At 69.5% G+C, this 21,371-nt stretch carries 19 protein-coding genes; 3 read left to right on the top strand and 16 right to left on the bottom strand.

The window, feature by feature from the left end; genetic code table 11:
- Positions 1–10: 10 nt before the first annotated feature.
- The 4 genes from D3869_RS28570 to D3869_RS34565 are packed head-to-tail and all read right to left on the bottom strand — an operon-like array spanning position 11 to position 3,740.
- Complete coding sequence (locus D3869_RS28570; RefSeq protein WP_137143048.1) at positions 11–1,075, bottom strand: flagellin; 1,065 nt, start codon at positions 1,073–1,075, stop codon at positions 11–13.
- A 4-nt stretch (positions 1,076–1,079) separates the two neighbouring features.
- Entirely contained in the window at positions 1,080–2,477 is a 1,398-nt protein-coding gene (gene flgK, locus D3869_RS28565) for a flagellar hook-associated protein FlgK (protein ID WP_137143047.1), read from the bottom strand.
- Between the two features lie 25 nt (positions 2,478–2,502).
- A complete protein-coding gene (locus D3869_RS34570) occupies positions 2,503–3,033 on the bottom strand; it encodes a flagellar hook-basal body complex protein (RefSeq protein WP_282190193.1) in 531 nt (176 codons plus the stop codon).
- The gene (locus D3869_RS34565; RefSeq protein ID WP_282190192.1) at positions 3,030–3,740 is read right to left on the bottom strand and encodes a flagellar hook-basal body complex protein; all 711 of its coding nucleotides are present in this window, start codon (positions 3,738–3,740) and stop codon (positions 3,030–3,032) included. The genes D3869_RS34570 and D3869_RS34565 overlap by 4 nt, the downstream gene beginning before the upstream one ends.
- Before the next feature lie 311 nt (positions 3,741–4,051).
- Here D3869_RS34565 and D3869_RS28555 point away from each other — a divergent pair, with 311 nt between their 5' ends.
- Positions 4,052–4,657, top strand: coding sequence for a cold-shock protein (locus D3869_RS28555; protein ID WP_137143046.1), 606 nt, complete (start codon positions 4,052–4,054; stop codon positions 4,655–4,657).
- Positions 4,658–4,732: 75 nt separating this feature from the next.
- Here D3869_RS28555 and D3869_RS28550 read toward each other — a convergent pair whose 3' ends face one another.
- Entirely contained in the window at positions 4,733–5,056 is a 324-nt protein-coding gene (locus tag D3869_RS28550; protein ID WP_109072425.1) for a hypothetical protein, read from the bottom strand.
- A 129-nt stretch (positions 5,057–5,185) separates the two neighbouring features.
- Positions 5,186–6,229 (bottom strand): hypothetical protein, encoded by a 1,044-nt coding sequence (locus tag D3869_RS28545; RefSeq protein WP_137143045.1) that lies wholly within the window; start codon positions 6,227–6,229, stop codon positions 5,186–5,188.
- Positions 6,230–6,445: 216 nt separating this feature from the next.
- On the opposite strand from D3869_RS28545, the gene D3869_RS28540 reads away from it, so the two are divergent.
- On the top strand, positions 6,446–6,649 hold the full coding sequence (locus D3869_RS28540; RefSeq protein ID WP_137143044.1) for a hypothetical protein: 204 nt from the start codon (positions 6,446–6,448) through the stop codon (positions 6,647–6,649).
- Positions 6,650–6,697: 48 nt separating this feature from the next.
- Here D3869_RS28540 and D3869_RS28535 read toward each other — a convergent pair whose 3' ends face one another.
- From D3869_RS28535 to pyk, 10 genes are all read right to left on the bottom strand, one after another.
- A complete protein-coding gene (locus D3869_RS28535) occupies positions 6,698–8,896 on the bottom strand; it encodes a methyl-accepting chemotaxis protein (protein WP_137143043.1) in 2,199 nt (732 codons plus the stop codon).
- Between the two features lie 83 nt (positions 8,897–8,979).
- The gene (locus tag D3869_RS28530) at positions 8,980–9,657 is read right to left on the bottom strand and encodes a TerC family protein (protein ID WP_137143042.1); all 678 of its coding nucleotides are present in this window, start codon (positions 9,655–9,657) and stop codon (positions 8,980–8,982) included.
- A gap of 79 nt (positions 9,658–9,736) precedes the next feature.
- Positions 9,737–11,020 (bottom strand): TRAP transporter large permease, encoded by a 1,284-nt coding sequence (locus tag D3869_RS28525; protein ID WP_137143041.1) that lies wholly within the window; start codon positions 11,018–11,020, stop codon positions 9,737–9,739.
- Positions 11,011–11,550, bottom strand: a complete 540-nt coding sequence (locus tag D3869_RS28520; RefSeq protein WP_137143040.1) for a TRAP transporter small permease — start codon at positions 11,548–11,550, stop codon at positions 11,011–11,013. The genes D3869_RS28525 and D3869_RS28520 overlap by 10 nt, the downstream gene beginning before the upstream one ends.
- Positions 11,551–11,617: 67 nt before the next feature.
- Complete coding sequence (locus tag D3869_RS28515; RefSeq protein ID WP_137143039.1) at positions 11,618–12,604, bottom strand: TRAP transporter substrate-binding protein; 987 nt, start codon at positions 12,602–12,604, stop codon at positions 11,618–11,620.
- Between the two features lie 428 nt (positions 12,605–13,032).
- Complete coding sequence (locus D3869_RS28510) at positions 13,033–13,791, bottom strand: GntR family transcriptional regulator (RefSeq protein WP_137143038.1); 759 nt, start codon at positions 13,789–13,791, stop codon at positions 13,033–13,035.
- A gap of 74 nt (positions 13,792–13,865) precedes the next feature.
- Complete coding sequence (locus D3869_RS28505; RefSeq protein ID WP_137143037.1) at positions 13,866–14,813, bottom strand: DMT family transporter; 948 nt, start codon at positions 14,811–14,813, stop codon at positions 13,866–13,868.
- Between the two features lie 149 nt (positions 14,814–14,962).
- A complete protein-coding gene (locus tag D3869_RS28500) occupies positions 14,963–15,877 on the bottom strand; it encodes a formate/nitrite transporter family protein (RefSeq protein ID WP_137143036.1) in 915 nt (304 codons plus the stop codon).
- A 28-nt stretch (positions 15,878–15,905) separates the two neighbouring features.
- Positions 15,906–16,685 carry a pyruvate formate-lyase-activating protein gene (gene pflA / locus D3869_RS28495; RefSeq protein WP_137143035.1) on the bottom strand — a complete coding sequence of 260 codons (780 nt, stop codon included), beginning with the start codon at positions 16,683–16,685 and terminating at the stop codon, positions 15,906–15,908.
- Positions 16,686–16,751: 66 nt separating this feature from the next.
- Positions 16,752–18,275: a pyruvate kinase gene (gene pyk / locus D3869_RS28490; RefSeq protein ID WP_137143034.1), complete on the bottom strand. Its 1,524-nt coding sequence runs from the start codon at positions 18,273–18,275 to the stop codon at positions 16,752–16,754.
- Positions 18,276–18,798: 523 nt separating this feature from the next.
- On the opposite strand from pyk, the gene D3869_RS28485 reads away from it, so the two are divergent.
- A complete protein-coding gene (locus D3869_RS28485) occupies positions 18,799–21,342 on the top strand; it encodes an HWE histidine kinase domain-containing protein (RefSeq protein ID WP_137143033.1) in 2,544 nt (847 codons plus the stop codon).
- Positions 21,343–21,371 lie beyond the last annotated feature (29 nt).

Genomic DNA, 21,371 nt, shown 5'->3' with positions numbered 1-21,371 from the left:
CCGTGCCGTCCTACAGGTAATTGGCGAGGCTCATCCGGGCGATGCGGGCGGTGGCCGCCGCGGTCGCCTCGATCTGCACCTCGAGCTGGTTCATGCGCAGGCTGGCCTCCGCCGGATCGACGCTTTCCATCGCGTCGAGCTGGTCGTTGAGGATGCGGAGCTGCGTCGTGTTCATCGCCGCGATATCGTCGAGCTGCGCGCGGTGGATGCCCAGCTGCGCCGTGGCGTCGCGCACCCCCTCGATGCCGCCCGACACCTTGGCGACCGCCGCCTCCATGTAGGGCTTGTAGGCGTCCAGCGGCAGCTGGCTGGTGTCGACGCTGGCCAGCATGTAGAGGCCCTGGAGCAGGTCCCGCATGGCCGGGTCGTTGCCCTGGATGCCGTAGGGGATCTCGGTCGTGCGGTCGAGCCGGGCGCTGAGGCGCGGCGCGGTCGAGGGCGCCCCAAGGTAGAACCCGCCCTCGAAGCCGAGCGGCGAGGCCGAGGGTGCGGCGAACAGGTCGTCCAGAGCCGCCACGGCGGCGGCGGTCTCGGCGGGAGTCTGCGGCGACGCGGTGCCCCCGGTGGCCGCGGCGATGGTGTCCTGCACGATCTGGATGGGGGAGGGCAGGCCGGACTCGTCGCCCTGCACGGCGCGCATGGGGGCGGCCTTCACCTCCACCCCGCCGAACAGGTAGCCGTTGCCTGAGGAGGCGTTGAGCATGCCCACCACCTGCTCCAGCATGGCGCGGGCCCGCACCTGGAGCGAACTGCCGGTGGGCGAGGGCTGGCCCAGCCCGACCGAGGCGGCGGCCAGAACGTCCTGCCCGGCGGACAGGATGTTGGTCAGCGCGCTGTCCATGGTGCCCAGCCGCCCCTGCAGCAGGGCGGTGGATTTCAGGGTCTGGTCGGTCTCGTCATACAGGTTGCGCAGCGCGATCGCCTGGCCGGTGCGCGCACCCAGCGCCTTGGCGACGTCGAAATGCTTGCCGCTGGCGATCTCGTCGTTGTTGCGCAGCCGTTCGAGCTGAAGCTCGGTGTTGGCGGTCTGCAGGCGCTTGGAAAGGCCGAGGGTGGAGACGGCGTTGTAGAGCATGGCGTCAGTTCCGGATCTGGAGCAGCGTGTCGAGCATCCGCCCGGCGGCCTGGAGCACCTGGGCGCTGGCGCCGTAGCTCTGCTCGATCAGCAGCAGCTTCTGCATTTCGTCGTCGACGTTCACGCCGTCGCGGTTGAGACGCGCCGATTGCAGCGCGTCGGCGCTGATCTTGCGGGTCTTCATCTCGGACTCGGCGGTGGTGCGGTAGCCCTGCTGGGTGGAGACCATGCCGGTGGCGTAATCGCCCAGCGTGGCCGAGGAAGGCAGGTCCGCCGCGGCGAAGCTGCGGGTGGCCGAGAAGGCGTTCAGGAAGCGGTCGATCTGCGTGGTGTCGCCCGACGCCAGCGGAGCGCCCGCCTGGACGCCGCTCTGCACCATCCAGGGGTTGCTTCGCACGCTGCCGTTGACGGCGATGCGCGAGGCCAGACCTTCCGTCGTGCCGTAGGCGGCGCCGGCGTCGGTGAACAGGCCGGGCTGGGTGGGGTCGGCCTCCGCCGCCTGGAACTGCTGCACGATGCCCGCCGCCAGCTCGTCGAGCTGGGCCAGCGCCCGCGGCATGTCCTGGTGGGCGGTCTGGACATAGCCCATGATGCGCCCGCTCTGGATGTCCTGGTCCGGGTTGTCGGAGATGATCTTGCCGCCGGCCACCAGATCGCCGCCGACGAGCTGAAGCGGCTGGGCGCCCACCGGCAGCTCACGGTCGAGCAGCGTCTGGCCATTGCGGGTCATCACCACCACCTCCCCGCTCTCGCGGGTGTGGGTGCGGATGCCGATCTCCTCCGACACCTGATCGAGCAGCCGGTCGCGCTCGTCCATCAGGTCGCCGGTCTCGGCGCCCTTGGCCTTCTGGGTGGCGATGGCGCTGTTCAGCTCCCCGATGCGGACGAGCGAGCGGTTGACCTCGTCGACGGAGGACTGGAGCCGCGCCTTGGCGTCGTTCTGCACGGTGATGGCGGCGGCGGCAGTGTCGTGCAGGCGGCGCACCAGGGATTCCGCGGAATCCACCACGGCCGTGCGCGCCGCCTCGTTGTCCGCCTGGTTGCGGAGCTGGCTGAAGGATTGCTGGAGCTTTGCCAGGGCGGTGGAGACGGACCGTTCGTCCTGCGGCTGGCCCAGCGCCGTGGCGTAGTCAGCCAGCGCCGAGGCGCGGGTTTCCTGCGCGGTGTAGCGGCTCTGCTCGAACCGGGCGTCGCGGATCAGGAACTCGTCCACGCTGCGCAGCACGCCGTCGACGCGCACGCCCTGGCCGCGCCCGCCGCTGATCGCGGTGGAGACGGCCAGATCCTTGCGGACGAAGCCCGCGGTGGTGGCGTTGGTGATGTTGTGCGAGACCAGCGCTGCTTGCTGCTGGGTCGCGCGCAGCCCGGACAGGGCGGCGCTGAGGGCCAGTTGGAGGCTCATGGCGGGCTATCCCCTTTCCCGTCCGTCAGCGCTTCAGGCGGGTGGTCTCGTCCACCATCTCGTCGGCGGTGCGCACCAGCGTGGCGTTGGAGGAGTAGGCGCGCTGCGTCTCGATCAGCGACACCAGCTCCTCCGCGATGTCCACGTTCGACTGCTCCAGCGCGTAGCCGGCGACCGAGCCGGCGGTGCCGCTGTTGCCGTTGCTCAGCGTCATCGTGCCGCTGTCGATGCCCAGCGTGTAGGTGTTGCCGTCCTGCGGGACCAGCCCGCCGGGGTTGACCACGTCGGCGACCGGCACCTGATAGAGCGGCTGGCGGGCGCCGTTGTCGTAGACGGCCCACAGCGTGCCCGCCTTGTCGATGTCCACGGTGCTGACGCGGCCGGCGCGGGCGCCGTCGCCCATGAACTGCGGCACGTAATCGCCGTTGAGCTGCGTCAGGTTGTTGAAATCAAGCGCGATCGTGTCGCCGGCGGGTGAGGTCATCGTGACGGTCGGAATGGCCGCTGTCGGCAGACCCTGACCGTCGAAGGTCACCGTCAGAGTCGCCGGCGTCACCGTATAGCCGGGCGGCGGGCTGGCCGGGGGGTTACGTCCACCGTCCAGGTCTGGTTGACCGAATCGGGCAGGTTGGTCTGCTTCGTCCATTTCAGGGCGACGTCGTGCGGTGTGCCGACGCCGTCATAAAGACTGGTCGAGGTTTCGAAGCTGGTGCCGTTCGTGGCCTGCGCCGGCAGGTTGCCGGCGAAGCTCATCTGCGTCGTCTTGCTGCCGCCATAGGCCAGTCCGGCGATGGAGACGGCGCTCAGCCCGTCGAAGCTGCTGCGGTTCACCGCGGGCAGGCTGCCGTCCGGTCCCAGCTTCCAGGCCTGGAGATACTGGCCGGCGCTGTTGCGCAGGAAGCCCTGGTCATCGGGCAGGAAACTGCCGGCGCGGGTCAGCGCGTAGCCGGGCGAGGTTCCGGTGGTGCCGGCGTTGTCGGCGACGACGAAGAAGCCGCGCCCCTCGATGGCCATGTCGGTGGCGGACTGGGTGCCCTGGATGGTCCCGTCCTTCAACACCTGATAATGCACGTTGGAGCGGACGCCGCCCGCGGAGTAGTTGCTCGTCGAGCCGGAGGAGGTCATCAGCGTCGAGAAGTCGACCGCGGCGCGCTTGTAGCCGATGGTGGCGGAGTTGCTGATGTTGTCCGAAATGGCGGCCATCCGCGAGCTTTGCGCGGACATGCCGCTCACACCGGACCGCATGGCGCTGAACAGGCTCATCGGGAGATCCTCATCCTAAATCGGTTGGGCCGGAAGCGAGCCACGGGATTCTCCGCGATGGACTTCGGAAGGGAGAGTACAGGGCGGCTTTTAAAGCGGATTTAAAGAGCGTTTTCAGGCGTTTACTTAAAATTTTCCGCTCTTTTTTAGTGGTTGCCCGCTTGACTGGCGGCCGGGCGCCCGCCTCATCCTGAGGGAAAAGGATGGAACCGAAGCGCGATTGCGGGGGCGGCGAACGGATGCCGCATTGCGCGGATCGATAAATCCGGTCACTGTTGGACCGGTTGTCCTCCATGCATCGAGTGTCCAGAGTGAGCGAAGAGCAAAAGCAGCAGGTTACGGCGGTCGTCAAATGGTACAAGGCCGACAAGGGCTTCGGCTTCGTCCGCTTCGCCGACGGAAGCGGTGAGGCGTTTCTGCATTCCCGGGTTCTCGCCTCGCTGGGCGAGGTGTCGCTGACCGAGGGCACCGGCCTCGTCTGCGACATCGCCGAAACCCCGAAGGGGCCGCAGGTCGTGGCCATCCATTCCATCACCCCGGCCGATCCGGCGGAGGCCAAGCCGGCCCGCGCGCCGAAGCAGCGCCGCCAGCGCCAAGCCGAGGCCGGCGATCTCCAGGCGCCCCGCCCCGCCCCGGCCGCCGTCCGCGAGCCCAAGCCGCGGCGCGAGCGGACGGCACCGGCCCTGATGCCGGTGCCCACCGGTGAGATGATCTACGGCACCGTGCGCTGGTACAATCTGGACAGCCAGTCCGGCCTGATCGATCCGTGGGACGACGAGACGGGCATCGGCGTCTATTTCGACCGCGCGATCCTGCGCCAGTCCGGGCTGGAAGTGGTGGCCGACGGCGAGGACGTGCGTTTCGTCGCCGTGCCGGGCGACGGCGGCCCGACCGCGCTGCGCGTCGAACTGGTGTGAGCCAATAGAATTCGGGCGCCGTCGGGGCCTACGCCCGGCGGCGCCTGGTTCAGGCCGGAGCCTTGGCTGACCCGATCAGCGAGGGGTGAAGGACCGCGAGGGACGGCGCTCCACCACCACCGGCGGGCGCTGGTCCATGCCGCCGGAGGGGCGGGACGGGTAGTGGCCGCGGGATTCGGAGGATTCGATCCGCCCGGCGGCCTCGCGCACCTCGAAGATGCGGCGTTCGACCGGCAGGCTTTCCGCCAGGACGATGACGGTGTTGAGCGAGATCCTGTCGATCGCCGGCTCCATCCGGTCGGCGCGCAGCCGGCCCGCCTGCACAAGTTCCTCCACCTCGGCTTCCGAGCACTTCAGCCAGGCCGCCGCCTCGGCGATGGAGAGTGACTGGTCGCGCATCGAAGAAGCTCCAAGACTGGGGTGGGGACAGGAAACCGGGTTGCCAATAGGGGTGTACCCGATTTCCGCGCCGAACAACAGGGTGGCGAAGGGGCGTCCCGCCACAAGACGCCCGGGATGCGCCTCTTTTTACTCCTTGGTCACGCTCCGGCAGCGCTGCTGGAGCAGGGCGACGGCCTGGGCGGCCTCGTCGCCCTGCAGCGTGAAGGCCCGCTCGTCCAGCAGCCGCCCGTCGGCGTTGAAGGCGCGGACGAACAGGCCGTGCGCGGTGCTGGTCACCACCGCGTCCACCACGGCGTCCGCCGTCTCGTCGCTCGCCACGTCGATGAAGGAGGCGAGTTCCGACAACTCGCCGCCGTCCGTCCAGTCGGCCTCGGCGATCAGATCCAGCAGATCGTTCAGCCCGCCGGCCGGCTCGCAGCGCTGGACGCGCGGGTCGGCGCCCTGGATGGCCGCCGTGAAGCGGCCAAGCGCCTCGCGGATGCGGGTTTCCTCGGCGGGGTCGAGTTCGGGTTCGCCATCCTCGCCGATGCGGGCCAGCCCGAGGAAATCGGGAACCGCGTCCTCGCCGGCCGCCTCGACGGCTTCCGCCTCCTCCTCGATCAGCCCGACGACGCCGACCAGACGGGTGCCGGCGTCCGCCGGATCGGCCAGCAGGTCGGCCTCGCGGACGAAGCGCAGCGCCGCGTCCGTCGAGTCCAGCAGGCGCAGCAGCAGGGTGCGGCGGTCGGCGGCCTCCAGATAGACCAGCGCCTCCGGCTCCAGCCACACCGGCAGCAGGCGGGTGTCGGCGGCGGTTTCCAGCAGGCCGGTGGAATCCAGCGCCTCCTCGATGGCCGCGGCGGCCGGCGGCTGCGACAGGTCGCCGGACACCTCCACCGCCAGCCAGAAGAGGGTGGCGATCATGTCGTCGCCCTGGGCATCGGTGCGCCGGACGGATTCGGCGATGGTCTCCACCTCGTCGAGGAATTCCGGCTGTTCCTCCTCGCGCAGCTTGTCCAGCGCGGCTTCCAGCACCGCCTGGCGGCCGGCGTCCAGCGTCTCGTCGAGCAGCTCGTCGAAGCGGCGGTCGCTGTTGCGCCAATAGCGGACCAGGCGGTCCGCCGGCGTGCCCGTGAAGGTTCCGGTGGTCGGCTTGCCCGCGCCGTTCCGCCCGTTGCCTGTCTTTGCCATGCTGCCTCTCCTGACTGGTCCGCCGGCGCCGTCGGGCGCGGGGGTGACGATACGGGCAGTGACCGTAGTGGCCGGAGGGCGCGCTGGCAAGCCGCCCGTCAAGCCACCCGTCAAGCCGCCCGTCAAGCCGTTGTCTTGCGCTTTCAGGGCACTCGACAGCGGCATCCGTCCTGCGGCAGGCTGGGGGCCGCAATCAAAAGCCGGAGGGCAGGGCCCGTGACGACGCGCGATGAGACCGAGGTCCTGCTGGCGGAGCTTCGCAAGGGCTTCGGCGTGGCCTCGAACAGTGAGCTTCTGCACCTGCTCGCCGCGCTCGGGCGGGTCGTGCTGGACGAATCCAGCCGCGACGAGCGCGGCCGCCGCGTGCTGAAGATCATCGGCAAGAGCGGGCGCGAACGCCAGATCGTGATTTCTGAATAAAGGAAGGACGCCCTTCCCCGCGCACCGCCGCGGGGAAGGGCGTTTCCGTCAGCTCGCGCGGACGCGCTGGAGGAAGCCGGACAGCTCGCGGTTGAGCGCGTTGGCGCCGTCGGCGAGGTCGTGGGCCTTGTCGAGGAGCGTGCGGGCGGCGGTGCCGCTGCGGTCGGCGGCGGCGTTGACGCCGGCGATGGTCTGCGTGACCTCGGTGGTGCCCAGCGCCGCCTGATGGACGTTGCGGGCGATCTCCTTGGTGGCCGCGCTCTGCTGCTCCACCGCCGCGGCGACGGTGGCGCCGATGGTGCCGACGCGGGTGACCACCTGGACGACCGCCTGGATCTCCTGCACGGCCTCGCCGGTCGCGCTCTGGATGCCGGCGGCCTGGGCGGCGATCTCGCCGGTGGCGCGGGCGGTCTGGGCGGCCAGCGCCTTCACCTCGTTGGCGACGACGGCGAAGCCCTTGCCGGCCTCACCGGCGCGGGCGGCCTCGATGGTGGCGTTGAGCGCCAGCAGGTTGGTCTGGCTGGCGATGTCGTTGATGAGGTCGACGACGCGCCCGATGCTCTGCACGGAGTCCGCCAGTCCGCCGATCTGCCCGTTGGCGCGCTCGGCCAGCGTCATCGCCTCGCGGACGATGTTGGTGGATTCGGTGATCTGGCGGGTGATCTCCTCGATGGAGCTGGTGAGCTGCTCCGACGCGGCGGCGACCGTCTCCACGTTGGCCGAGGTCTGCTCGGTCGCGGCGGCGACGCTGGTGGCGAGACGGTTGGTCTCCTCCGCCGTGGCCGACATGCTGCGGGCGCTTTCCTCCATTTCGGTGGATTCCGCCACGAAGCGGCTGACGACGCTGCCGACGGCCCCCTCGAAGCTGCTGGCGATCTCCTCCAAGGAGCGCTTGCGGTCCTCCTCGGCGCGGCGGGCGGATTCGATCTGCTCGGCCTCCAGCCGGCGCTTGGCGAGGGCGTTCTCGCGGAAGACCTCCACCGTGCGGGCCATGGCGGAGATCTCGTCGCGGCCGCCGGCGGGAACCGTCACGTCGAGGTCGCCGGCGGCGATCTTCTCCATCCCGCCCTGGAGGGTGAGCAGGCGGCGCACCACCATGCGGCGCACGAAGACCAGAACGACCAGCGCCGACAGCAGCAGGCTGACCACGCCGACCGCGATCTGCAGGATCGTGCCGTTGGACAGGGCCTTCTCGCTGTCTTCGGCGGCGGTGGTGATGGCCCCCTCCTGCGTGTGCACGAGGTTCACCACCGCCATGGACAGCGTTTCGGACAGGCTGAGGTTGTTGGTCAGCAGGTCCCGCTGCGCCTTCAGGATCTCCAGCTCGGCCAGACGGGTGGGGATCAGCCCGTTCGGCTCGATCGACAGGGTTTCGATCGCCTTCAGCGGCTCGGCCATCGCCTCGCGCGAGGCCTCGGGCAGCTGTCCGGAGTTGGCGGTCATCGTGGTCACGAGGATGCGCGTCTGCGCCTCGATGATCGACAGGCGGTTCTCGTCGAAGCTGGCGGCGGCTTCGGTCAGCAGGCCGCGGACGGTGGTGGCGCCGTCGTCGATGCCGCGGACGATGGCGAGCTGCTCCTCGGTCTGGAGATACTCCTCGCCGGCCTTCAGCCGCTCCTCCGCCGGGCGGGTGTCGTCCCGGAAGGCGGCGCGCTGCATGTCCACGCCGCTGCCGTGGATCGATTTCCAGGGCGCCACGAGCTGGGACAGGCGCCGCGTGGCGATGACCACCTGCTCCAGCAGTTCCGAGCGGCGGTCGCTCAGGCCGATCCGCTTGTCCGCCGCCTGGTCGAGCAGAGCGACGTTGGCGAGCAGGGCCTGGGCGGCGTTGCTGGCGGCGGCGGTTTCCGACGGACCGCCGGCGTGGGACGCGGCGTTGGCGCTGTTCTTCTCCAACTCGGCCAGATCGCGCAGCTCGCGCTCGAAGTCGTGCCGCTCCATGGCGATGCGCGCCGCCAGATCCGCCTTCTCCTCCTTGCTGGTGACGGAGCGGAAGGCCGGGGCCAGCGCGTCGATGCGGCCCGCGTGCTGGGCCGCCCGCAGGGCGCCGAGCGCGGACGGCACGGCCTCGGCGGTGATGACCTGCAGCGTCCGGCCGAAGCCGGCGTACCCGGTCAGCGCCACCCCGATGGCGACGAGCGCGCAGCACATCACGGCGCCGACACCGGTGAACAGGCGCCCCTGAACGCCCCCCAGCCGGCTTGGGCGCACCACCCTATCCTGGGCAATTCCTAACGGTTTGGACATGTCATCTCTTCCCCAACGGCGGTCTTGCTTCTCGTTGGCGCCGCCGCACGCCGTCCGCAGCGGGCCTTATCCCTGTCTTCCCGTCAGCCGAGCCAGGCCGTGTGGGCCAGAACCTCGTTCGAGCCCCGCCAGACCATGTCGAGCGCAACATAAGTGATGATCGCAAGACCGATCCAACCAATCCAGCGATGTTTGTGCAGAACACGTGCAATTACGTTCGCGGCGGCGCCCATCAACGCCACCGAGAGCAGCAGGCCGAGCACAAGCACGGTCGGATGCTCCTTGGCAGCACCGGCCACCGCCAGCACATTGTCAAGCGACATCGACACGTCGGCCACCACGATCTGCCAGACGGCAGCGCCGACGGAGACGGTGCCAGCGGCGGCCACCGCCGCGTTGCTGCTGAAGGAGGCCGTTGCGGGCAGCACGTCGGGGGCCTCCAGAGCCTCCTCCGGCGTCACCTCGTCGGCGCCCTGGGAGCGCAGTTCGCGGAACATCTTCCAGCAGACCCAGAGCAGCAGCACGCCGCCGGCCAGGGTCAGCCCGATGATGGCGAGAAGCTGCGTGGTCATCAGCGCGAAGATGATGCGAAGCACGATGGCGGCGCTGATGCCCCACAGGATGACCCGGCGCCGCTGCTCCGCCGGGACGGCGGCGGCGGCCATGCCGACGACGATGGCGTTGTCGCCGGCCAGCACGAGGTCGATGGCGACCACCTGCCCGAAAGCGACGAGTTGCGGCCAGAGTTCGGCGGTCATCATGAGTCGTCTCCATTGCAGCGGGGCGCCCGGTGATCGGAGCGCCCCGCGATGTCCTGTGTGTGCGGTCGGGGGCGCCGGGTCAGCGCATGAGCATGTGGGGGAGCCAGAGGGAGAAGGTCGGGACGTAGGTGACGAGGAGGAGGGTGACGAAGAGGGCGCCGTAGAAGGGGGTGATGGAGCGCATGACCTGGCCGACCGAGACCTCGCCGATGGCGCAGCCGATGAACTGGGTGGTGCCGACCGGCGGGGTGTTGAGGCCGAGCGCGCAGTTGATCAGCATGACGATGCCGAACTGCACCGGGTCCATGCCGTACTGCATGGCAATCGGCAGGAAGATCGGCGTGCAGATCAGGATCGTGCTCGCCATGTCCATGAAGGTGCCGAGCAGGAACAGGATGATGTTGATCAGCAGGAAGATGACCAGCGGGTTGGTCGAGATGCCCGCCATCAGCTCGCCGGTGATCTCGGCCACCTGATAGAGCCCCATGATGTACTGGAACATCGTGGAGACGCCGATCAGCAGCAGCACCACGCCGGTCGTCTTCACCGTCTTGGCGGCGGCCGCCAGGAAGTGGTCCCAGGTCAGCGTGCGGTAGACGAAGGTGGTGAGCAGCAGCGCGTAGATCACCGCGATGGAGGCGGACTCGGTGGCGGTGAATACGCCGGACGTGATGCCGGCCAGGATGATCACGACGATGAGCAGGCCGGGTGCCGAGGCGGCGAAGGAGCGGCCCAGGATGGCCCAGCCGGGGAAGGTGCCGGCGGGGTAGCCGCGCTTGACCGCGACGTAGTAGGCGGCCCCCAGGTTGCAGACCATCAGCAGCAGGGCCGGGACGATGCCCGCGGCGATCAGCGCGCCGATGGAGGCTTTGCCGCCGGCGGCCAGCGCGTAGATGATCATGTTGTGGCTGGTCGGCATCAGCGCGCCGACGAGGGCGGCGTGGGTGGTGACGTTGACGGCGTAGTCGGCGTGGTAGCCCTCGCGCTTCATCATCGGGATCATCACCGCACCCATGGCCGAGACGTCGGCGACGGGGGAGCCGGCGACGCCGCCGAACAGCGTGCAGGCGACGACGTTGGACATGCCGAGGCCGCCGCGGATGTGGCCGACCATGTTCTTGGCGGTGGCGACGATCTTGTCGGCGACGCCGCCGTGGAGCATCAGCTCGCCGGAGAAGACGAAGAAGGGGATGGCGAGGAAGGAGAAGACGTTCATGCCGGACATCATCTGCTGGAAGATGACGGCGACGGGGAGGCCCTCGTAGAGGATGGTGCAGAGCGCCGACAGGCCGATGGCGAAGGCGACCGGGATGCCCAGGACGAGGAAGCCGAAGAAGCTGATGGAAAGGATGGTCAGTTCCATGATGGTGCGACCTCCTCGCCGCGGATGATGGCGACGACGTGTTCGATGGCGAAAAGCACGATCAGGACGCCGGAGAGCACGAGCGGGATGTAGCGGACGGCTTCGGAGACGTGCAGGTTGGGGATGTAATAGGCGGCGACGGAGGTGCCGAGCACCCAGCCGTTGTAGGCCATGCAGGCGCCGAAGACGCCGACGAGGGCGTAGATGACGATCTCGACCTTGCGGCGGATGGCGTCGGGGAGCATGACGAGGAAGGATTCCAGGCCGATGTGTCCGGCGTCGCGGACCCCGACGGCGGCGCCGATGAGGGTGACGTAGAGAACCAGCACGATGGCCAGGCTCTCCGCCCAGGTCGGCGAGTCGTTCAGCACGTAGCGGCCGAAGACCTGATAGAACACCACGCAGACGATGGCCATCAGGCCGACCATCGCCACGCACATCCCCGACCACGCCAGACGCGCGTTCACCCGCGTCAACAAGCGTGGGGCGGCGAGGGGGCGGACCTCTTCCAATTCAAGTTCGATGCTCATGATGCCGTCCTTCCCGCGGAGGGGCGGCGCCGGCCGGGAATGGCCGGCGCCGCCCCCCGCGTGTGCCTTACTTCGTGTCCTGGATGCGCTGGACGAGGCCCTGCAGCTTCGGCGTGTTGGCGAACTTGGCGAACACGGGCTTCATCGCGTCGATGAATTCCTGCTTGTTCTTCACGTCGCTGATCTGGGAGCCGGCCTTCTCGACGATGGCGCGGGAGGCCTCCTCGCGCTCCGTCCACAGCTTGCGCATGTAGGGGACGGAGTCCTTGGCGGCCTTGCGGATGGCGGCCTGATCGTCCTTCGACAGGCGGTCCCAGGTGACCTTGGAGAAGACCAGCACCTCCGGCGCCATGGCGTGCTCGGTGCGGGTGAAATACTTGGCGGCCTCGAAGTGGCGCGAGGATTCGTAGGAGGGGTAGTTGTTCTCCGCCGCGTCGATGATGCCGGTCTTCAGGCCGGTGTAGACCTCGCCCATGGGCATCGGCGTCGGGTTGGCGCCCAGCGCCTCGATCATCGACACGAACAGGTCCGACTGCTGGACGCGGATCTTCATGCCCTTCAGGTCGGCCAGCGACGACACCGGCTTCTTGGAATAGAGCGAGCGCGAGCCGCTGTCGTAGAAGGCCAGACCGATCAGCCCCTGGCTTTCCATGGCGGCGAGGATCTCGTCGCCGATCGGGCCGTCCAGCACGGCGTGCATGTGCTCGGTGTCGCGGAAGATGAAGGGCAGGGCGACGACCATCGTCTCCGGGACGACGTTGTTCAGCGGCGCGACGTTGATGCGCATCATGTCGAGCCCGCCGATCTTGATCTGCTCGATCGTGTCGCGCTCGTTGCCCAGCGCGCCGTTCGGGTAGACCTTCACGCCGAGCTTGCCGTTGCTGCGCTCGCTCAGCAGCTTGCCCATGTATTTGACCGCCTCGACGGTCGGGTAGTCGCCGGGGTGGATGTCGGCCGACCGGAAGTCGCGGGCCGAGACCGGGGCGGCGAGCAGCGCGCCCGCGGCGCAGGCGGCCAGCAGCGCCATGCCGAGGCGGCGGAAAGTGTTCTTCATGGACCGTACTCCTGCCTTAGGAGAAGTGTCTGTTGGAGCGGAGGCGGGGCGTCGGCCCGCCGGAAATGGACAAACGAAAAGTCCCTGCGTTCGGAAGAAGCCCCGGCTGCTCGGCGGCGCGCTTCGAATAACAGCGCTGCGAAGGCGGGGGCAAAAAATAATCCCGAAGGGGATGAGGGCGCAAAATCCCGGCGCCATCGGCGCGTGCCGACGGGGGTGAAGCTGGGCGGTTCTTGTCCTTTGTTCCGAAGCGCCCGCGGTGTTCTTCCGCGCGGCGTTCCGTTTGTTGTGTGAGGAGCGGAGGCGCCGGTTGTTCACGTCCGCGCCGCGTCCCGCTGAGCTAGTTATATTAATATATCAGCTTTCGAGGCAAGCAGAAAACGGTGGGCGGAGCGCGCGACGCCAAAATGTCGCAAGCCGGGTGGGGATTAGAGCCGGGGCGGGGTCTGACGCCCTGCGGCGGTGGGCGCGTCGGTGAAATACAGCGGTGCTGCGGTGCGCAGTTCGTCGATGGCCAGACGCAATCCGTCGAGATGGGCGCCGAGCGCCAGGACGCTCGCCTCGCGGTCGTGGGCGGCGACGGCCTCGACGATGGCGTCGTGCTCGGCGATGGCTTTCGCCATCTGGCCGGGGACGGGCAGGGTCAGGCGCCGGCAGCGGTCGACCTGCACCTTCACCTGTTCCACCAGCGCCCAGAAACCGGGGAATCCGGCGATGTCGGCGAGCAGGGCGTGGAAGCTTTCATCGGCTTCGTGGAAGCCGTCGCGGTCGCCGGCGGCGCAGAGGTCGCGCTGCGCCGCCAGCGCCGCGCGCAGCCGCGCGATGTCGCCGGGGGTGGCGCGGACGGCGGCCATCCGCACGGCGGCCTCCTCCAGCGCCTTGCGGATCACCCCGGCCTCCGGCAGGGCGGCGACCGGGATCAGCGAGACATAGGTGCCCGACTGCGGAAAGACGTCGATCAGCCCCTCGTCGGCCAGCCGCAGCACCGCTTCGTGCACGGGGGTGCGGCTGACGCCGTAGGCCTGGGCGATGCGGGCCTCGGCGATGGGCTCGCCGGGTCGTCGGCGCATTCCCAGGATGTCGTTGCGCAGGTCGCGGTAGATGGGGGAGGCGGAGCGCGGCGCGGGCCGCACCGTGGCAAGCCGGCGCTGCCGCGGAGGGGCGGCGGTGAGGGAATCCGATGGCATGAGCCACCTCGTCAGACAGGCGGGTCGCGCGGGCGTGGGCCGGCGTCCCGCAGAAAATCATCAAAGCTAATATATTAGTGTTTGCGCCCGGTGCTGAGGGGCAAACTGTGGGACACGCCGGGCGAAGTGTCGCAGGTCTCGGTTTCGGTCCGGCGGCGCGTCTCGCGGATCAGGATCAGCAGACCGCTGGCGATGACGATGGCGGCGCCGGCCAGCACATGGGTTCCCGGCCAGTCGCCCCAGAACAGCCAGCCGAAGAGGCAGGCCCAGAGGATGCCGGCGTAGTTGAAGGGACTGATGACCGCCGCCGGGGCCATCGCGTAGGCGCGGGTAGCGAAATACTGCGCGCCGCCGCCGACCAGCCCCATCGCCGCCATCAGCACGAAGCCCTCCGCCGTTGGCATCGTCCAGACGAAGGGCAGGGCGGCGGCGCTGAGCAGCGTGGAGAAAGCGGTGAAGTAGAAGACGGTGGTGACCGGCGCCTCCGTCCGCCCCAACTGCCGCATCGCCATCATGGCGAAGGCGTAGGCGACGGCGGCGCACAGCCCGACCAGCGCGCCGGTGTTCAGCATGCCGCTTCCCGGCTGCACGATGACCAGCACCCCGGCGAAGCCCACCGCCACCGCCCCCCAGCGGTAGGGGCCGACCCGCTCCCCCAGCACCGGCACGGACAGCGCGGTCAGGAACAGCGGGGCGGAGAAGGACAGCGCCACCGCGTCGGCCATCGGCATCAGGTGGTAGGACAGGAACAGCAGGACCATCGAGGTCAGGCCGATCGCCGCCCGCCAGAAATGGCCGCCGAGATGCTCCGTCCGCAGGCCGCGCCAGCCGCCGGCGCGGGCCAGCATGGCGGTGGCGGGCAGCAGGGCGAAGGCGTTGCGGAAGAAGGTCACCTCGGCCAGCGGATAGTCCGCCGCGAGATGCTTCGCCAGCGCGTTCAGCACCGCGTAGAGGAACACCGCCAGCAGCATGGAGACGATGCCGCTGCGCGCCTGGAGATGGCTGGGGATGGGCTGGGCCATGGGTGCCCCGGGGGGTGAAGGAATGGGTTGACCTTGCCCCCACCCCGGCCCTCCCCCGCTGACGCAGGGGAGGGAGTTTGTCGCGAAGCGGCGGCAGTCCCCTCCCCTGCGAAGCGGGGGAGGGTTAGGGAGGGGGCAAGGCCCGGCGTCTAATGCGCCGTGCGGCGGCTCGGGCGGCGGTAGATGAACCAATAGACGGCGCCGACCAGCACCGCGCCGCCGAACCAGTTGCCCAGCGTCACCGCGGCGAGGTTCAGCAGGAACTGCCCGACCGGGATCACCGGCGCGGCGCGGCCCAGGTCGGCCCAGAAGGAGGCGGGGGCGCCCCATTCGATCAGCAGGCCCAGCGGCACGAAATACATGTTGGCGACGCAGTGCTCGAAACCGGCGGCGACGAAGGCGCTGACCGGAAAGACGATGGCCATGATCTTGTCGGTCACGCTGCGCGCGCCGAGCGCCAGCCACACCGCGAGGCAGACCAGCACGTTGCACAGGATGCCCAGGAAAAAGGCCTGTCCGGCGGGCAGCCCGGCCTTGGCCGTGGCGAAGTAGAGCGCCGAGGCGCCCACCGCCCCGTGGCCGAAGGCGTATTGCCCGGACAGGAAGACCAGCAACGCCGTGCCGGCGGCGCCGACGAAGTTGCCGAGCCACACCATGGTCCAGACCCGGAGCATCCGCCCGGTCCTCACCCGTCCGCTGGCCCAGGCCATGACCATCAGCGCGTCGCCGGTGAAGAGCTGCGCGCCACCGACGATGACCAGGATCAGCCCGAGCGAGAAGACCAGACCGCCGAGCAGCCGGGTCACCCCGTAGGGCAGCATGCCCTCCGCCCCCGACATGGCGACGGTGGCGAACAGCCCGCCCAGCGCGATGAAGGCGCCGGCCAGCACCGCCAGGGCGAACAGCGTCGCACCGTCGTAGTTGGCCTTCTTGACGCCCAGATTCTCCGCCGCGAGCGCGATGGCGTCGGGCATCAGCGCGTCGAGGGAGGACGCGGGCGGGGTTGCGGGGGAGGCGGCGGGGGAGGCGTGTGCGGGAGCCTCCGGAAGGGAATGCGTGTCCATAAAGGTGCTCCTCGTCTCGGACGGCGTCTCACACGGCCTTGAGGCCCTGCGTCCGGAAGATGCCGCGCACCCGCTCGGTCAGCTCCGGCGGGGGAGGCTCGGTGTTGGCCAGCGCGTAGGGCAGGCCGAGCTGCTTCCACTTGAACTCGCCCATCTTGTGGAAGGGCAGGACGTCCACCCGCTCCACCACCTCCAGGCCGGCGGCGAATTCCGCCAGCCCCTCGATCTCGTCCAGATGGTCGGTCAGGCCGGGCACCAGCACGTAGCGCAGCCAGATCGGCTTGCGCAGCGCGGACAGCCGCTCGGCGAATTCCAGGGTCGGGCGCAGCGGCACGCCGGTCACCGCGCGGTAGGTGGATTCCTTGAACGCCTTGATATCCAGCAGCACCAGATCGACGTCGGCGAGCAGATGGTCGTCGGCATGGCTGCCGAGGAAACCCGAGGTGTCCAGCGCGGTGTGCAGGCCGAGCTGCTTGGCGCCGCGGTAGATGGCCGCGCAGAATTCCGGCTGGACCAGCGGCTCGCCGCCGCTGATGGTCAGGCCGCCATGGGCGCGGTGCAGGAAATCGGCGTAGGTGGCGATGTCGGCCAGCACGTCCGAGGACTGGGCCGGCGACCCGTCGTGCATGTGGCGGGTGTCGGGGTTGTGGCAGTACTGGCAGCGCAGCGGGCATCCGGCCAGGAACAGGACGTAGCGCAAACCCGGCCCATCGACCGTGCCGCCCGTCTCCACCGAATGGACCCAGCCGCGGACCGATGCGCCCGTCCCGGCGGCGTGCGCGGGGTGGGGGGTAATCGGGCTGAGCATGAGGCACCTCGTGAATAGGCGCCGGTGTCCGCTTCATGCGGCACCGGCGCTGTGTGCCATCCTAGGTCACGCCCCGGCGTCGGCCATGACCGGGGTCAATTGATCTGACCGGGACTCCTGCGCGTACTGCGTGTAGCCACCCGCCGGAAGGACGGGGCGCTCCACCCAGGCGATGCGCAGGATGTTGGTCGAGCCCGGCATGCCGAAGGGCACGCCCGCGGTGATGACCAGCCGCTGCCCATCCTCCGCCAGACCGTGGGCGTAGGCGATGCGGGTCGCCTTGTGCACCATGTCGGAGAAGTTCTGGATGTCCTCGGTCAGCACGCTGTGCACGCCGTAGGCCAGCACCAGACGGCGCGAGGCGGCGACGGTCGCGGTCAGGCAGAGGATCGGCACCTCCGGCCGCTCGCGGGCGGCGCGCAGAGTGGTCGAGCCGCTGGTGGTGTAGGTGACGATGGCCGCCGCGTGGATGGTGTGGGCGACCTGCCGCGCCGCCGCGGTGATGGCGTCGGCGGCCGTCTCCTGCGGGTCGGCGTGCTGGGCGTCCATCATCGTGCGGTAGAGGTCGTCGTGCTCCACCCGGCGGGCGATGCGGTCCATCATCGACACCGCCTCCACCGGGTAGGCGCCCGACGCGGTCTCCGCCGACAGCATCACCGCGTCGGCGCCGTCGAAGACGGCGGTGGCGACGTCCGACGCCTCGGCGCGGGTCGGGGCCGGGGCCCCGATCATCGACTCCAGCATCTGCGTGGCGACGATCACCGGCTTGCCGGCCTTGCGCGCCTCGCGGATGATGCGCTTCTGGATGCTCGGCACGTCCTCCGGCGGCATTTCCACGCCGAGGTCGCCGCGGGCGACCATGACGCCGTCCGACAGCTCGACGATGCGCTCCAGGTGCTGGATGGCCAACGGCTTCTCCAGCTTGGACATCAGGGCGGCGCGCCCGGCGATCAGCTTGCGCGCCTCCGCCACATCCTCGGGCCGCTGCACGAAGGACAGCGCCACCCAGTCGACCTCCTGATCGAGCGCGAAGACGAGGTCGGCGCGGTCCTTCGCGGTCAGCGGCGACAGCGGCAGCAGCACGTCGGGGACGTTCACGCCCTTGCGGTCGGACAGCTTCGTGCCGGCCACGACGAGGGTGTCGGCGTGGTCCGGGCTGCAGGCGACGATGCGCAGCCGCACCTTGCCGTCGTCGAGCAGCAGGTCGGTGCCGGGGCGCAGGGCGGCGAAGATTTCCGGATGGGGCATGCCGACGCGGGTCGCGTCGCCCGGCTCGGTGGAGAGGTCGAGGCGGAAGGGCTGGCCCACCGTCAGTTCCACCGAACCGTCGGCGAAGCGGCCGAGCCGCAGCTTCGGCCCCTGGAGGTCGGCCATGATGGCGATGGGCCGCTCCAGCTCGCGCTCCAGGGCGCGGATGGCGCGCACGCGGGCGCCGTGGTCGTCGTGCGAACCGTGGCTGAAGTTCAGGCGGAAGACGTCGACACCCGCCTCGAACAGCGAGCGGATCATTTCCGGGGAGGAGGAGGACGGACCCAGCGTGGCGACGATCTTCGTCTGCCGGAAGCGGCGGATCGGGGTGGTGGCGGTCATATCGAAACGGGCTCCGCAAAAGAGGGCGGGGACGGCGGGCGCGGCGCGCGGGCGTTCATCGGCAAGACCGCCGCGCCAAAGCCGGCGTGACGGTGCGGCGCGCGGCGGTCGGTGCGGTCCTGGGGGATGCGCTCGCGGCACGGGCGGGCTTGGGCCGGCCGGGCTGCGCGTCTGTCCTTCGCAAAATAAAATACTAGTATATCAGATCGAAAGGCAAGCCCGTTTCGCGGGGCGGGGCTGCCCTTCGGCCAAAATGCCGCAGAGGACCGGCGGGTGGACCGGCGGGTGGAACGGCCGGCGGAACGGCGGGGGGCGTAAGGCTTTTCGCCGAGAGGGACGGCATTGGTCCCCTTTCGATTCTGGATTATTTTAGGGACACGACGTGCTTTAAGACCGCTTCGGTGTGTTGGCGTGGAATAAGCCAAGGGATCGGCAAATCATCGGACTGTCCGGATGCACGGAACAGATTTGGGGAGCGCCGGAACAATGACGGTGGTGGCCGAATGACGGGAGCGGTGCGGCAATGATCGGTGGCGTAGACTTGAGCAACTGCGACCGGGAGCCGATCCATCTCGTCGGGTCCATCCAACCGAGCGGATTCCTGATCGCGCTGTCGACCGACTGGATCGTCAAGCACGCCTCGTCCAACATCGGGGCGTGGCTGGGGGTGGAGCCCGACGCTCTGCTGGGGCTTCCCCTGAGCGAGGTGATGGAGGAGGAGGCGCTGCACGCCATCCGCGGGCGGCTCCAGCTCTCCCTCATCAACGGGTCGGTGGAGCGCGCCTTCCGGGTGACGCTGACGGCCGGCGCGCTGCCGCTGGACATCGCGGTCCATCTGTCCGGACAGTCGATCATCATCGAGGCGGAGCCGAGCGAGCCGGACAGCGAGCTGGACGTCGGTTCCATGGTCCGCGCGATGATCGGACGGCTTCAGCGCACCCCCGACTTCGACTCCTGCTGCCGGGAAGCGGCGCGGCAGCTGCGGTCGCTGACCGGCTTCGACCGGGTGATGATCTACCGCTTCGACCGCGACGGCGCGGGCGAGGTGATCGCGGAATCCGCGGTGCGCGGCATGCCCTCCTATCTGGGGCTACGCTACCCGGCGTCGGACATCCCGAAGCAGGCCCGCGCGCTGTACGAGCGGAACTGGCTGCGCTGCATCAACGACGTGGACGCCCCGTCCGCGGCCATCCTGCCGCCCTTCGGACCGGAGGGCGAACCGCTCGACCTGTCGATGAGCGTCCTGCGCAGCGTGTCGCCCATCCATTGCGAGTATCTGCGCAACATGGGCGTGGCGGCCTCGCTGTCGGTGTCGATCCTGCGCCGCGGCAAGCTGTGGGGCCTGTTCGCCTGCCACAACATGGTGCCGCGGCGGCTGTCGCTGGAGCGGCGCACGGCGGCGGAGCTGTACGGCCAGATGTTCTCCTTCCTTCTGGAGAGCGTCGAGCGCGACCGGGAGGAGGCCTACGAGGCCAAGGCGCGCCTGCTCCACACCCGCATCATGGCGGTGATGGCCGACGGGGCCTCCTCCATGGAAAATCTGGAGCGGCTGCGCGGCGAGGTCGGCCATTACATCCGCAGCGACGGCTTCGCCATCGTGCTGGGCGGGCAGACCCTTGTGGACGGCAGCACCCCGACGCCGGAGGAACTGCTCGGGCTGGTGCGCATGCTCAACCGCGCGCACGCCAGCCGCGTCTTCGCCATCGGCGAGATCGGGCAGGTCCACCCACCGGCGCTGGATTTCGCCGAGCGCGCCGCCGGCATGCTGGCCATCCCGGTGTCGCGCAAGCCGCGCGACTACATCATCTTCTTCCGCCGGGAGTCGGTCCGCACCGTCACCTGGGCCGGCAACCCGGACAAGCCCGTGGAGCCCGGCCCCAACGGGCAGCGCCTGACCCCGCGCAAGAGCTTCGAGGCCTGGAAGGAAACGGTCCTCGGCCAGTCCGAACCCTGGACGGAGGCCGACCTGCGCATCGCCGACTCCCTGCGGATCACGCTGATGGAGGTGGTGCTGCGGCTGGCCGACCAGGCGGAGGAGGAGCGCCGGACGGCCCGCGAGCGCCAGGAGCTGCTGATCGCCGAGCTGAACCACCGGGTCCGCAACATCCTCAGCCTCGTCCGCGCCCTGCTGGCCCAGAGCCGGGCCGGGGTCACCCGCGTCGAGGAGTTCGCGGAGATCGTCGGCGGGCGCATCCAGGCGCTGGCGCGGGCGCACGACCAGCTGACGGCGGAGAACTGGAAGCCTTCCCCCCTGCGCCCCCTGATCGCGGCGGAGGTCGACGCCTATCTGGGCAGCCGGGCCGAGCGGGTGGTCCTGTCGGGGCCGGAGGTGCTGCTGTCGCCGCCGGCCCTGTCGGTGATGGCGCTGATCATGCACGAGCTGGTGACCAACTCCGCCAAATACGGCGCCTTCGCCGACAGCGGCGGCCGGGTGAAGATCCATTGGAGCCTGGACGACCGGGACGCGCTGGAACTCTGCTGGGAGGAAAGCGGCGGCCCGCCCGTGCAGGCGCCGACGCGCCAGGGCTTCGGCACCACCATCATCGAGCGCTCCATCCCGCACGAGCTGAAGGGCGAGGCGACGGTGACCTACGCCCTGGCCGGGCTGCGGGCGCGCTTCACCATTCCGGCGATCCATGTCAGCCTGGCGCCGGAGCGCCCGGCGACGGTGGTCGAATCGGCGGTGACACCCTGCGCGGCGGCGGACATCCCGCTGGGCGGGACGGTGCTGCTGCTGGAAGACAACATGATCATCGCCATGAGCGCGGAGGACATGCTGCTGAAGCTGGGCGCCGAGCGGGTGGAGACGGTGGCGAGCGTCCGTCAGGCGCTGGTCGCCATCGCCGACGACCCGCCGGACATGGCGCTTCTCGACGTCAATCTGGGGACCGAGACCTCCTTCCCGGTGGCGGAGCGGCTGCGCGAGCTGAACATCCCCTTCCTGTTCGCCACCGGCTACGGCGAGTCCGCGATCTTCCCGGAGGAGTTCCGCGACGTCGTGGTCCTGCGCAAGCCCTACGATTCGGAGCAGGTGCGGCGGGGGCTCCAGACGGTGCGGGGGCAGTAGCGCGTCTCGCTGACGTTCGGGATTCTCGG

It is taken from the genome of Azospirillum brasilense (assembly GCF_005222205.1).
GTDB lineage: Bacteria > Pseudomonadota > Alphaproteobacteria > Azospirillales > Azospirillaceae > Azospirillum > Azospirillum brasilense_G.
Note: the sequence above shows the minus strand (reverse complement) of the source record. Positions and strands in the feature narration are given on the sequence as shown.

Bases quoted from the DNA above. Each gene is read 5' to 3' on its own strand.
- D3869_RS28570 (WP_137143048.1), bottom strand. From the start codon at position 1,075: ATGCTCTACAACGCCGTCTCCACCCTCGGCCTTTCCAAGCGCCTGCAG.
- flgK (WP_137143047.1), bottom strand. From the start codon at position 2,477: ATGAGCCTCCAACTGGCCCTCAGCGCCGCCCTGTCCGGGCTGCGCGCG.
- D3869_RS34565 (WP_282190192.1), bottom strand. From the start codon at position 3,740: ATGAGCCTGTTCAGCGCCATGCGGTCCGGTGTGAGCGGCATGTCCGCG.
- D3869_RS28550 (WP_109072425.1), bottom strand. From the start codon at position 5,056: ATGCGCGACCAGTCACTCTCCATCGCCGAGGCGGCGGCCTGGCTGAAG.
- D3869_RS28545 (WP_137143045.1), bottom strand. From the start codon at position 6,229: ATGGCAAAGACAGGCAACGGGCGGAACGGCGCGGGCAAGCCGACCACC.
- D3869_RS28535 (WP_137143043.1), bottom strand. From the start codon at position 8,896: ATGTCCAAACCGTTAGGAATTGCCCAGGATAGGGTGGTGCGCCCAAGC.
- D3869_RS28530 (WP_137143042.1), bottom strand. From the start codon at position 9,657: ATGATGACCGCCGAACTCTGGCCGCAACTCGTCGCTTTCGGGCAGGTG.
- D3869_RS28525 (WP_137143041.1), bottom strand. From the start codon at position 11,020: ATGGAACTGACCATCCTTTCCATCAGCTTCTTCGGCTTCCTCGTCCTG.
- D3869_RS28520 (WP_137143040.1), bottom strand. From the start codon at position 11,550: ATGAGCATCGAACTTGAATTGGAAGAGGTCCGCCCCCTCGCCGCCCCA.
- D3869_RS28515 (WP_137143039.1), bottom strand. From the start codon at position 12,604: ATGAAGAACACTTTCCGCCGCCTCGGCATGGCGCTGCTGGCCGCCTGC.
- D3869_RS28510 (WP_137143038.1), bottom strand. From the start codon at position 13,791: ATGCCATCGGATTCCCTCACCGCCGCCCCTCCGCGGCAGCGCCGGCTT.
- D3869_RS28505 (WP_137143037.1), bottom strand. From the start codon at position 14,813: ATGGCCCAGCCCATCCCCAGCCATCTCCAGGCGCGCAGCGGCATCGTC.
- D3869_RS28500 (WP_137143036.1), bottom strand. From the start codon at position 15,877: ATGGACACGCATTCCCTTCCGGAGGCTCCCGCACACGCCTCCCCCGCC.
- pflA (WP_137143035.1), bottom strand. From the start codon at position 16,685: ATGCTCAGCCCGATTACCCCCCACCCCGCGCACGCCGCCGGGACGGGC.
- pyk (WP_137143034.1), bottom strand. From the start codon at position 18,275: ATGACCGCCACCACCCCGATCCGCCGCTTCCGGCAGACGAAGATCGTC.
- D3869_RS28485 (WP_137143033.1), top strand. From the start codon at position 18,799: ATGATCGGTGGCGTAGACTTGAGCAACTGCGACCGGGAGCCGATCCAT.